The sequence below is a fragment of the Pseudarthrobacter sp. MDT1-40-2 genome (genome assembly GCF_059383595.1).
This window is the reverse complement of sequence record NZ_JBWZCL010000002.1, coordinates 328,852-340,296: the sequence shown is the minus strand read 5'-3', so window position 1 is coordinate 340,296 and position 11,445 is coordinate 328,852. Positions and strand designations below refer to the sequence as shown.

General features: G+C 63.5%; 11 protein-coding genes and 1 tRNA gene. 8 read left to right on the top strand and 4 right to left on the bottom strand.

Features of this window, described 5'->3' with window-relative positions:
- Positions 1-10: 10 nt before the first annotated feature.
- On the bottom strand, positions 11-235 hold the full coding sequence (locus AC50X5_RS07785) for a hypothetical protein (protein ID WP_494975528.1): 225 nt from the start codon (positions 233-235) through the stop codon (positions 11-13).
- Positions 236-659: 424 nt separating this feature from the next.
- On the opposite strand from AC50X5_RS07785, the gene pstS reads away from it, so the two are divergent.
- The 4 genes from pstS to pstB all read left to right on the top strand — a co-directional run bounded on the left by pstS (position 660) and on the right by pstB (position 4,792).
- Positions 660-1,784 (top strand): phosphate ABC transporter substrate-binding protein PstS, encoded by a 1,125-nt coding sequence (gene pstS / locus AC50X5_RS07780; RefSeq protein WP_494975527.1) that lies wholly within the window; start codon positions 660-662, stop codon positions 1,782-1,784.
- A gap of 112 nt (positions 1,785-1,896) precedes the next feature.
- Positions 1,897-2,832 carry a phosphate ABC transporter permease subunit PstC gene (gene pstC, locus AC50X5_RS07775; RefSeq protein WP_494975526.1) on the top strand — a complete coding sequence of 312 codons (936 nt, stop codon included), beginning with the start codon at positions 1,897-1,899 and terminating at the stop codon, positions 2,830-2,832.
- A complete protein-coding gene (pstA, locus tag AC50X5_RS07770; protein ID WP_493983643.1) occupies positions 2,833-3,942 on the top strand; it encodes a phosphate ABC transporter permease PstA in 1,110 nt (369 codons plus the stop codon).
- Between the two features lie 70 nt (positions 3,943-4,012).
- Positions 4,013-4,792, top strand: coding sequence for a phosphate ABC transporter ATP-binding protein PstB (gene pstB / locus AC50X5_RS07765; protein ID WP_463936415.1), 780 nt, complete (start codon positions 4,013-4,015; stop codon positions 4,790-4,792).
- Between the two features lie 63 nt (positions 4,793-4,855).
- On the opposite strand, the gene AC50X5_RS07760 is transcribed toward pstB, so the two are convergent.
- The 3 genes from AC50X5_RS07760 to AC50X5_RS07750 all read right to left on the bottom strand — a co-directional run bounded on the left by AC50X5_RS07760 (position 4,856) and on the right by AC50X5_RS07750 (position 7,504).
- Positions 4,856-5,866, bottom strand: coding sequence for an inorganic phosphate transporter (locus tag AC50X5_RS07760; RefSeq protein ID WP_494975525.1), 1,011 nt, complete (start codon positions 5,864-5,866; stop codon positions 4,856-4,858).
- Position 5,867: 1 nt separating this feature from the next.
- The gene (locus tag AC50X5_RS07755; protein WP_494975524.1) at positions 5,868-6,485 is read right to left on the bottom strand and encodes a DUF47 domain-containing protein; all 618 of its coding nucleotides are present in this window, start codon (positions 6,483-6,485) and stop codon (positions 5,868-5,870) included.
- A gap of 359 nt (positions 6,486-6,844) precedes the next feature.
- Positions 6,845-7,504, bottom strand: coding sequence for a hypothetical protein (locus AC50X5_RS07750; protein ID WP_494975523.1), 660 nt, complete (start codon positions 7,502-7,504; stop codon positions 6,845-6,847).
- A 145-nt stretch (positions 7,505-7,649) separates the two neighbouring features.
- Here AC50X5_RS07750 and AC50X5_RS07745 point away from each other — a divergent pair.
- The 4 genes from AC50X5_RS07745 to AC50X5_RS07730 all read left to right on the top strand — a co-directional run bounded on the left by AC50X5_RS07745 (position 7,650) and on the right by AC50X5_RS07730 (position 11,435).
- Positions 7,650-7,722, top strand: a tRNA-Lys gene (locus AC50X5_RS07745).
- Between the two features lie 126 nt (positions 7,723-7,848).
- Complete coding sequence (locus AC50X5_RS07740) at positions 7,849-8,865, top strand: LacI family DNA-binding transcriptional regulator (RefSeq protein WP_494975522.1); 1,017 nt, start codon at positions 7,849-7,851, stop codon at positions 8,863-8,865.
- A gap of 111 nt (positions 8,866-8,976) precedes the next feature.
- Entirely contained in the window at positions 8,977-10,746 is a 1,770-nt protein-coding gene (gene araB, locus AC50X5_RS07735) for a ribulokinase (RefSeq protein WP_494975521.1), read from the top strand.
- Positions 10,743-11,435, top strand: a complete 693-nt coding sequence (locus tag AC50X5_RS07730) for an L-ribulose-5-phosphate 4-epimerase (RefSeq protein WP_494975520.1) — start codon at positions 10,743-10,745, stop codon at positions 11,433-11,435. The genes araB and AC50X5_RS07730 overlap by 4 nt, the downstream gene beginning before the upstream one ends.
- Positions 11,436-11,445 lie beyond the last annotated feature (10 nt).

The window sequence follows — 11,445 nt, the reverse complement described above, 5'->3', positions numbered from 1 at the left end:
GGTGGATAACCTAAAGCTTGCGGCCGTAGAGCCGGTAGCGGCGTTGGGTCACTCGCAGGGTGCCACGCCGGTCCAGTTCCCGGAGGGTTACCGGGTGGTCATCGACGCGGAAGCCGGGGACGTTCCAGGGGACCAGGGCTGATGAGGTCAAAGGAAGCATCGTCGAAGGGGGAGCAGCGTGGGCGCTGTACTCAAAAACCTCGACGCCGATCGGTGCGAGGTTCCTGCGCGCCACCGCTGCGTTCGGTTTCCACCCCTCCGTGGCGGCGAGGTGTGGAAGCCGGCCTCCGGGCAGCTTGCTTCAAAATCCCATGGCGGATTCTCGCTTTCCACCAGCCCATCAAGGACCGAAAAATCCCAGCCTTGCATCCGGGCCGTCCCGTGAACATGACGGAGACGGTCGAGCAGGCCGGAACGAGTCATGTTCCCTTATTCCCTTGCCATTCCATGCCATAAAACCGAGAATGTGATCTATGCAATAGCGACCCGGCAGATGTAACCCACTGTCCCGCCGTCGTTAACCTTCCGTTCACTCTGGGAGGTCAGTCTCGTAACCCTGCGCGCCTAACTTCGATTGAGGTACAAAACGTACGCATCGGCGTGGCGGGCAACCTCCGGATCCTCCACCCACATGAGATTCCCTGGAAGGGGCACATTCAGTGAAGGCACAACGCTTTGGCCGCCACGCGGCACTCGCCGCTATCGCAGCCGGCGCACTCGCGCTTACCGCCTGTGGTTCAGACAACGTTACCCCCGGCAGCGCTAACACCGGTGGCAGCGAGTCCGCAGGGGCCTCCGTTACCGGCACTCTGACCGGCATCGGCTCCTCCGCGCAGGGCGCGGCAATGGACGCCTGGAAGACCGAGTTCGCCTCCGCCAACTCCGGCGCCACCGTGCAGTACTCCCCGGACGGTTCCGGTGCAGGCCGCAAGGCGCTGCTGGATGGCTCGGCCCAGTTCGGCGGCTCTGACGCTTTCCTGAAGGACGAAGAGTACGAGTCCTCCAAAACCATCTGCGGCCCCGAAGGCGCGCTGAACATTCCGGTTTACATCTCCCCGATCGCCATCGCGTTCAACCTGCCTGGGATCACCGAACTCAAGCTTGACGCCACCACGGTTGCCAAGATCTTCCGCGGCGAGATCTCCACCTGGAACGATCCGGCCATCGCCGCCCTGAATGAGGGCGTCAACCTCCCGGATCTTGCGGTCACTCCGGTGAGCCGTTCGGACGATTCCGGCACCACCAGCAACTTCACTGACTACCTTGCGGCCGCTGCTCCGGAGACCTGGACCGACAAGGCCGCCGGCGTCTGGCCCGCCTCCCTGCAGGGCGAGAACGCCAAGGGCACCTCCGGCGTGGTCAAGACCGTCACCGACACCCCCGGCGCCATCACCTACGCCGATGACTCCGCTGTCAGCGGCAAGCTGGGCGTTGCGCAGATCAAGGTTGGCGAGACGTTCACCAAGATCTCTGCCGAGGCTGCAGCGAAGGCTGTTGACGCCGGGAAGGCTGTTGAAGGACGCTCCGCCAACGACCTTTCCATCAAGCTGGACCGCAAGACCACCATTGAGGGCGCCTACCCGATCGTCCTGGTCTCTTTCCACATCGTTTGCTCCGCATACGACAGCCAGGAGACCGTTGACCTGGTCAAGGCCTTCGAGAACTACGTAGTCTCGGAAGAGGGCCAGCAGGCAGCTGCTGACTCTGCCAAGTCGGCACCGCTTTCCGCGGAGCTCTCAGAGAAGGCTGTCAAGGCCATCGAAACCATCAAGGTCAAGTCCTAATACCTGGCTTTGAACCAAGTTCCCCGCCGCGCCGACAGGCGGGGCGGGGAACTTGGCTTTGTCCGCCCAGCTTTCAGCTGTTCCAGCGCCACCACAATCCGAAGGGCCGGGAATGACCGCCACCTCCCTGACAAGCTCACGAGCCGCCGCAGGCCGCGCTGGTGACAAAGTGTTTTCCGGAGCAACCATGGCCGCCGGCTGCCTGATCCTGGCCGTCCTGTTCGGTGTTGCCCTGTTCCTGGTGGTTCAGGCCATCCCGGCGCTCACCGCCCCCGCGGAGGAGATCCAGGGCGGTGAGGGTTTCTTCGCCTACATCTGGCCCATCGTCATCGGGACACTGATCGCGGCCCTCATTGCACTCATCATCGCCACCCCGATCTCCATAGGCGTGGCACTTTTCATCTCCCACTTCGCGCCGCGGCAGTTGGCGTCGGGCCTCGGCTACGTCATTGACCTGCTGGCGGCCATCCCCTCCGTTGTTTACGGTGCCTGGGGTGCTGCTTTCCTGGCACCGCAGATCTCGCCGGCGTATATCTGGCTTGCGGAGAACATGGGCTGGGTGCCCATTTTCGCCGGACCCGCCTCCGCTACGGGCAAGACGATCCTCACCGCAGGCATTGTCCTGTCCGTGATGGTCATCCCCATCATTACCTCGTTGTCCCGCGAAATCTTCCTGCAGACGCCAAAGCTCCACGAGGAAGCCGCATTGGCACTTGGAGCCACCCGGTGGGAAATGATCAGGATGACCGTGCTGCCCTTCGCCCGGCCTGGCATCATCAGTGCCATCATGCTGGGCCTTGGCCGTGCCCTGGGCGAGACCATGGCAGTGGCCCTGGTGCTTTCCTCCGGTGCGTTGACTGCCAGCCTGATCCAGTCCGGCAACCAGACCATCGCTGCTGAAATTGCGCTGAACTTCCCTGAAGCTTCCGGCCTCAAGGTCAGCACGTTGATCGCAGCTGGCCTGATCCTCTTCGTCATCACCCTCGCTGTGAACATGATCGCCCGCTGGATCATCAGCCGGCATAAAGAATTCTCGGGAGCCAACTAAATGACGTCCACCCTTACTCCCGTTCGCAAGCGCTCGGCCCTTACCAAGGGCCAGCTGCCCAAGGCCGCGCCGTACGTCGTCCTTGGTGCAGCCCTGCTCCTGGGCGCTGCAATCCTTGCACTGATCGGATTCAACGCCCTTGGCTGGGGCCTGGTGTCCGCCATCCTGTTCACCATCGGCCTGGTGGGCTGGAGCGGGGCCGTGGAAGGCGCACGCAAGGCCCAGGACAAGCTGGCCACCTGTTTGGTGGTGGGCGCCTTCCTGATCGCGCTGCTTCCCCTGATCTCCGTGATCTGGACAGTCCTGGCCAACGGCGTCCCCGGTCTCATCACGCCCGGGTTCTTGTCCAGCTCCATGAACGGCGTCACCGGCGTCTATGACAACAGGGCAGTTGAAGACGGCACCCCCGTGCTCGGCGGCATCTACCACGCGCTCCTGGGCACAATCCAGATCACGCTTCTTGCCACCGTCATCTCCGTACCGGTTGGTCTCCTGACCGCCATCTATCTTGTGGAGTACGGCAACGACGGCCGGCTGGCCCGGGCCATCACGTTCTTCGTGGATGTGATGACCGGTATCCCGTCGATCGTGGCAGGCCTCTTCGCGGCAGCGTTCTTCTTCGCGATCGTCGGACCGGGAACCAAAACCGGTGCAGTAGCCGCGGTCGCGCTGTCCGTCCTGATGATCCCGGTGGTGGTCCGCTCTGCCGAGGAAATGCTCAAGATCGTGCCCAACGAACTGCGTGAAGCCGCTTACGCCCTGGGCGTGCGCAAATGGCGCACCATCCTGAAGGTGGTCATCCCCACGGCGATCTCCGGCATCGCGTCCGGCGTCACCCTGGCGATCGCCCGCGTTATCGGCGAGACCGCTCCGATCCTGGTCACGGCCGGGTTCGCCACCAACATCAACAGCAACGTGTTCGGCGGCTGGATGGCATCGCTGCCCACGTTCATCTACACACAGATCCTGAATCCTACGTCGCCGTCCAACCCGGATCCGTCGACGCAGCGTGCCTGGGGCGCCGCGTTGGTGCTGATCATCCTGGTGATGGCCCTGAACCTGGCTTCCCGGCTGATTGCCAAGGCCTTCGCCCCCAAGACCGGACGCTAGAAAAAACTTCACCTGCCGTACCAGGCATGTGGCTAGACTTAATTCATACTCTCAGCAGTGAAGGAACACCATGTCTAAGCGCATCGACGTCAAGGACCTGAACGTTTACTACGGCAGCTTCCTTGCCGTAGAAGGCGTCAACATCAACATCGAGGCCAAGTCCGTCACGGCTTTCATCGGCCCGTCGGGCTGCGGCAAGTCCACGTTCCTGCGGACCTTGAACCGCATGCACGAGGTCCTCCCCGGAGCGCGCGTTGAAGGCGAAGTCCTGTTGGACGGCGACAACCTCTACGGCCCGGGAGTGGATCCGGTCATGGTCCGCTCCCAGATCGGCATGGTTTTCCAGCGTCCCAACCCGTTTCCCACTATGTCCATCCGGGACAACGTGCTGGCGGGCGTGAAGCTGAACAACCAGAGGATTTCCAAGGGCGAGGCCGATGCGTTGGTGGAGCGTTCACTGACCGGCGCCAATCTTTGGAACGAGGTCAAGGACCGCCTCGAGAAGCCCGGCTCCGGCCTTTCCGGTGGCCAGCAGCAGCGCCTCTGCATAGCCCGGGCCATCGCCGTGGAGCCCCAGGTGATCCTGATGGACGAGCCCTGCTCAGCCCTTGACCCCATCTCCACGCTCGCTGTTGAGGACCTCATCAACGAGCTCAAGGATCAGTACACCGTGGTCATCGTGACGCACAATATGCAGCAGGCCGCGCGTGTGTCGGACAAGACGGCGTTCTTCAACATCGCGGGTACCGGCAAGCCGGGCAAATTGATTGAGTTCGCTGAGACCTCCACCATCTTCAACAACCCGTCCGTTAAAGCCACCGAGGACTACGTCTCAGGCCGCTTCGGATAATCCCCACCGCCGCCCTCACCTCGCAAGCTCGGCCAGGGAACCCCGGCGGCGTGGGCCCAGGGTCTACTTGGACATTGGCGACAACGCCAGTTCAATGATAAATGCCAGGGCTGCCGTGATCACAGGAGTCAGCAGCCAATAGCCGAGGATCCGGATCACCAGGCGCCGGTTGGTGGAAGCGAACCTTTGGGTCTCTCCGGCGCCCAGTGCTGCTGCAGTTACAGAGTGTGTGGTGGACACCGGCCAGTGCAACGCAATGGCGCCCACGAAGAGCACCACGGCGCTGAACGTCTGGGCCACGAAGCCACGCAGCGGATCTATCCGGGTGAGCTTATGGCCCAGGGTGTGCGAGATTCGCCAACCGCCAGCGAGCGTCCCCGCGGTGATGGTCAGTGCCGTCAGCAGAATCACCCAGAGGGGGATCCCGCCGTCGTAATACCCTACGGAGATCATGGCCAGCAACAGCACGGCACTGACGCGCTGGCCGTCCTGAAGCCCGTGGCCAAAGGCGACCGCTCCTGCGGCAACGCACTGGGCGCGGCGGAACCTGCGGTTGATGATGTTGGGCTGGGCGAACCGGGTGGCCCAGACGAGGGGAAGCACGGACGCATAGGCGCCTGCAAAAGCGATGACCGGCGAGATCAGCAGTGGCAGAACCACTTGGAACAGCAAGGACTCATCAACGCCCCCGACGGTATTGCCGCCCACGACCACACTGGCCAGGCCGGCACCGGCAAGGCCGCCAACCAGTGCGTGGGTTGAAGATGAAGGAATACCTTTCCACCAGGTGAGCACTCCCCAGGCGACGGCGCTGGCCAAACCCGAAATCACGATGCTCAGGCCGCTGACACCCTCCGGTAGCGTCACCCAGTGCTGCGCCACCGAGACAGCCAGGGTGGCACTCAGCAGAGCACCCAGCAGATTGAAGAAAGCGGCCAGCAGGACGGCGATGCTGGGTGTCATGGCCCGGGTCCGGACAGCCAGGGCGACGGCGGTAGAGACATCCCGGAAGCCGTTCAGGAAACTGAACGCGGCGGTGAAAAGAACCACCACGCCAAAGAGAGCTGGTGCCACGTCAGGATTCCTTGACGATGATGCTGCCCACCTGGGTGGCAACGCGACGCAGGTCCCGGGAGACGTCCACCAGCTGGTTAGCGATGTCCCGGTGCCGCGCGTACTGGGCACCCTTCATGTCCGCCAGGAGGTCCGCTACCCACACCCTGTGGGTTCGTTCGGCGCGCTTGGCCAGCCTGAGAATCTCGATCCAGTAGTCCTCCAGTTCGTCCAGATCGTCAAGCCGGCGCATGGCGTCAACGGTGAGTTCGGCCTGGCGGCTGATGATTTCCAGCTGGTCCGCAGCGCGCTTGGGTAACCGCTCCAACTTGTAGAGGGCAACCAGTTCGGCGGCGGCATCAAGCCGCTCCAGAGCTTCATGCAGGAATCGGGACAAGGAGTACATGTCCTCGCGGGGGAGCGGATTGACGAAGCTGGTGCGCATGTGCGTGAGCAGCGCGAAGTGGAGCTCGTTGGATTTGGCCTCGTGTTCGTGCATGGTGTCCACCAGGTGCGCATGCTCACTGGCTGGCATGCCGAGAATTTCGGAGAGGGTACCGCTGGCCAGCACAATTTGCCGCGCCATCTGCGACAGTAGAATCAGCCCGGCGGGCTCCTGGGGAAAAAGGCGCAGCTTCACGTGGTTACCGGTCTCCGGAAGGGTTACTGGGGGCTGGAACAGTGCGCGATGTGACTTGACGTCGGCCCGCAAACTGCTGCTTACTTTACCGCCATCGGTGAACCGGCAGGAAAATCTCGGCGGCTGCAGGGGCTTCGAGGGGTGGCGCGATGCGTCAGTTGGACCGCAATGCTCTCCGGCGAGGATGTGCCGGGCAGGAAAATGGTGCCGAACCGGATACGCCTCTCGGCGGTAGGCCGCTCTAGGCGGCTAATTGTTGAAGCCCGGGGGTTTCGCGGTTCGGCACCGATCTCAGTTTTCTACTTTGCGCGGGCCAAGTCAACATTGACAGCGGCGTAGTCTTGGCCTCTAATTGGCGCTTAATCCAGCTCGCCCAGCCGCCAGGCGTTGGCGGCGTGTTCCAGGTCTTCGGCTGTTTTCACGAGTTGGTTGGAGTTGCGGGTGAGCTTGCTCGCGTGACTCTCGTTGCTGTGCTCGGCGCCGTCAGCGATGGTGGCCTGGCCCAGGGCCACGACGCGGCAGAAGGCCGCCGAACGCTCCAGCGCGACGTCGAACTCGCCGTCGAACGCTCCGGAAAGGATGGCGTCCGCCATGGTCCGCATTTCCTCGGCTCCGGGCGGTTCCGCTGCTCCCGCCACAACGTTCGAGACCTGTGCAGTGTCCCGTCCAGCGCGGAAATACACGGAAATCCGCTCAGGGTCCTGGACGGTTGCGGCCCTGATTGCGTACAAACGCCACAGGGCGCCCGGAAGCGAACGGGCGGGGCTTTCCGCCCACATTTCGGCGATGGCCTCCAGGCCCTGCTCGTCCGTCAGCTTCACCAGCCGCTCGGTGATCTGGGGGTCATCGCTGTCCCTGCCATGGCGCACCAGCGCCTGTGCGGCCAGGTGGGCGGCCTCGGAGACCCGGGCGGGATCAGCGCCGCCGGCGAAGGGCTCGAAGTCGATCGGCGCGAACAGCTTGGGCTTGTGTTGGCGGGGCATGTTTGCCCTGGAACTTGAGGCTGGTTGCTCGTTCATGTTCCCCACGCTACTCCTGCGCTTCTTGTGAATCGAGCGCCCGGTCACCCCATCGGCCGGCTGGTCCGCGGCTGCGGCGGGCGTGGGGTACAGTGTTAACGTCCAGAAATGGACTGGGCTGAGTGTGGTTTTCTGCGCTCGGCTGGGGCCTTTAGCTCAGTTGGTAGAGCATCGGACTTTTAATCCGTGGGTCGTGGGTTCGAGCCCCACAGGGCCCACCCTTTTCGCAGGCCAGAGACACGCCGTCTCTGGCCTGCTTTGTGTAACGGCAGCCACCAGCCGTGAACACGGCCGTGAGCTGCCACTTCGCAGCGTTTCGGCGCGTCTTCACTGAGAATGGATACATGACCAAGACCAGCAGCGGCCGGCTGCCCCGTCTGGAGGACGTCGCGCAACGCGCCGGCGTATCGCACCAGACTGTGTCCCGGGTAGTCAACAACCACCCCAACGTCAGTGCTGCCACGCGGAAAAGGGTGGAAGCTGCCATCGCGGAGCTGGGCTACCGCCGGAACAGTGCGGCGCGGAGCCTTGTTACCCGGCGTTCCCAGACCATCGGCGTCCTGGCCAGCGAACTCTCCCAGTTCGGTCCTGCCCATACGCTTCTCGGTGTTGAACAGGCCGCCCGTGACGCCGGTTATTTCGTGAGTATCGCTGCGCTGCGCTCAGTCAGCAGCGAAGCCATTGCCGACTCCCTGCGGCATTTTATGGACCAGTCCGTGGACGGGATTGTGGTGCTGGTGCCGCACACCAAGACGCTGAACGTCCTGGAGGAATTCAACACCGGAGTGCCGGTGGTGGCCGTCGGCTCCACGGGAAATGCCAAGGTCAGTGGCGCCATGGTGGACCAGCGGCGTGGGGCGGAGGCCGCCGTCGGGCATCTCATCTCCCAGGGCCACCGGCGTATTGCCCACGTCTCCGGACCCACGGACTGGATCGACGGTGCTGCCCGCGCGGAGGGCTGGCGGGCCGCGCTGCAGCAGGGCGGACTGGAGGATGACTTGTTGCTGGAAGGTGATTGGAGCGCAGGCAGCGGCTATGAGCTGGGCCGCCGCCTGGCAGCCGAGCGCACTGCCACAGCCGTGTTCGTAGGCAATGACCAGATGGCGCTGGGCGTCCTCCGCGCTTTCAGTGAGGCAGGCGTCGCCGTGCCCGACGACGTCTCCGTAGTGGGGTTCGACGACCAGCCTGAATCGGGCTACTTCAGCCCGCCCCTCACCACGGTGCGGCAGGATTTTGAGGAGTTGGGGCGACGCTGCATGGACATCATGCTTCGCAAAATCGAGGACGGCGCCGCCGCCAGTTCAACAGTGGTCACACCTGAGTTCGTGGCCAGGGAAAGCACGGCACCGCCTGCAGCCTGATTCTGCGGCTGCGGGAAGTGGAGGGATGGCTCCGCGGTCTTGACAGCCCTGCTTGTTAGCGCTCACAATTGAGTCAGGCCATCACTCCGGCCGCAGTGACTTGGAGGAATTATGGACGGCAGCGCAGGCGTCGTAGGCGAAAGCAGTGCAGAAGCGGACAAGTATGTCATCGGCGTGGACTATGGCACGCTGTCCGGCCGGGCCCTGGTAGTCAGGGTCCGGGATGGCAAGGAACTGGGCAGCGGGGTTTTTGATTATCCGCATGCCGTGGTCACTGACAAACTGCCCGTGGACAACGCGGGCGCCACTCTTCCGCGTGAGTGGGCCCTGCAGGTGCCCAACGATTACCGCGAGGTGCTCCGCAATGCGGTGCCGGCCGCCATTGCCGACGCAGGAATCGACCCTGCCAAGGTGGTTGGTATCGCTACCGACTTCACCGCCTGCACCATGGTGCCTACGCTGGCGGACGGAACCCCTCTGAATGAGGTCCCGGGCTACGCCAACCGCCCGCACGCCTACGTGAAGCTGTGGCGCCACCACGCGGCCCAGGCGCAGGCGGACAGGATCAACCAGTTGGCTGCAGAGCGGGGTGAAAGCTGGCTGCCGCGCTACGGCGGCCTGATTTCCTCAGAATGGGAGTTTGCCAAGGGCTTGCAGCTCCTGGAAGAGGATCCGGAAATTTATGCTGCCATGGACCACTGGGTGGAAGCGGCTGACTGGATCGTTTGGCAGCTCTGCGGCCAGTACGTGCGCAACGCCTGCACCGCCGGTTACAAGGGCATCTACCAGGACGGCACTTACCCGTCCGAAGACTTCCTTTCGGCCTTGAACCCTGACTTCGCGGGCTTTGTCAGCGACAAAGTGGAACACCGGATCGGCCGCCTCGGCGAAGCAGCAGGACGGCTCACTGCCGAAGCCGCCGCCTGGACAGGCCTTCCGGAAGGCATCGCAGTCGCCGTAGGCAACGTTGACGCGCACGTCTCGGCACCGGCAGCCAAGGCCGTTGCACCCGGCCAGCTGGTAGCCATCATGGGCACGTCCACCTGCCACGTCATGAGCGGCTCAGAGTTGCGGGAAGTTCCTGGGATGTGCGGCGTAGTGGACGGCGGCATCGTCGATGGGCTCTGGGGCTATGAAGCCGGCCAGAGCGGTGTGGGTGACATCTTCGGGTGGTTCACCAAAAACGGCGTGCCTCCCGCCTACCACCAGGCTGCCGAAGCAGCAGGCCTGGGCATCCACGAATACCTCACCGAACTGGCCGCCCGCCAGGCAATCGGCGAGCATGGCCTGATTGCGCTGGACTGGCATTCAGGCAACAGGTCAGTGCTGGTGGACCACGAGCTTTCCGGTGTGGTGGTGGGTCAGACCCTGGCCACCAAGCCCGAGGACACCTACCGCGCACTGCTGGAAGCCACAGCCTTCGGTACCCGCACCATCGTTGACGCGTTCCGCGATTCCGGGGTTCCGGTCAAGGAGTTCATCGTGGCCGGCGGCCTGCTGAAGAACAGGCTCCTGATGCAGATCTACGCTGACATCACCGGCCTCCAGCTCTCCACCATCGGTTCGGGGCAGGGCCCGGCGCTTGGTTCCGCTATCCACGCCGCGGTAGCTGCCGGGGAGTACCCGGACATCCGTGCCGCAGCCGCCGCCATGGGTGCGGAACCGGGCGATGTCTACGTGCCGATTCCGGAAAACGTAGCCGCCTACAACGTCCTGTTCGAGGAATACCGCACGCTGCACGACTACTTCGGACGGGGCACCAATAACGTGATGCACAGGCTCAAGGCGATCCAGCGCAATGCGGGCAGTCCCGCGCGGCCAGCGGATTCGGCTGCAGACGCCTCCGCGAACGCTGCAACCCCGGCAGGAGTTTCGGCATGAGCGCGCTCCTGGATGACATCGCACGGGTCCGCGAAGATGTATGCGCCCTGCATGCCGAGCTGACCCGCTACGAACTGGTGGTTTGGACTGCCGGTAATGTCTCGGCCCGGGTTCCCGGCCATGAGCTCATGGTGATCAAGCCCTCCGGTGTCTCCTATGACAACCTGACCCCCGCGAACATGGTGGTTACGGACCTGTTCGGGGTGCCCGTGGATGGTAACGCCGAAGGCAACTGGGGCAATCCGCCCCTTTCGCCGTCGTCGGATACGGCGGCACATGCGTACGTCTACCGGAACATGCCCGACGTCGGCGGCGTGGTCCACACCCACTCCACCTACGCCACGGCCTGGGCTGCCCGGGGTGAAGAAATCCCGTGCGTTCTGACCATGATGGCTGACGAATTTGGCGGACCGATCCCGGTGGGTCCCTTCGCGCTGATCGGCGATGACTCGATCGGACAGGGCATCGTGGAAACGCTGAAGAACTCGAACTCGCCGGCGGTTCTGATGAAAAGCCATGGCCCTTTCACCATTGGCAAGGATGCCAAATCAGCGGTCAAGGCGGCCGTGATGTGCGAGGAAGTCGCCCGCACCGTCCATATATCCCGGCAGCTGGGAGAACCGCTGCCCATTGAACCGGCGCAGATCAGCTCGCTTTATGACCGTTACCAGAACGTCTACGGCAACTGACGCCGTCGTG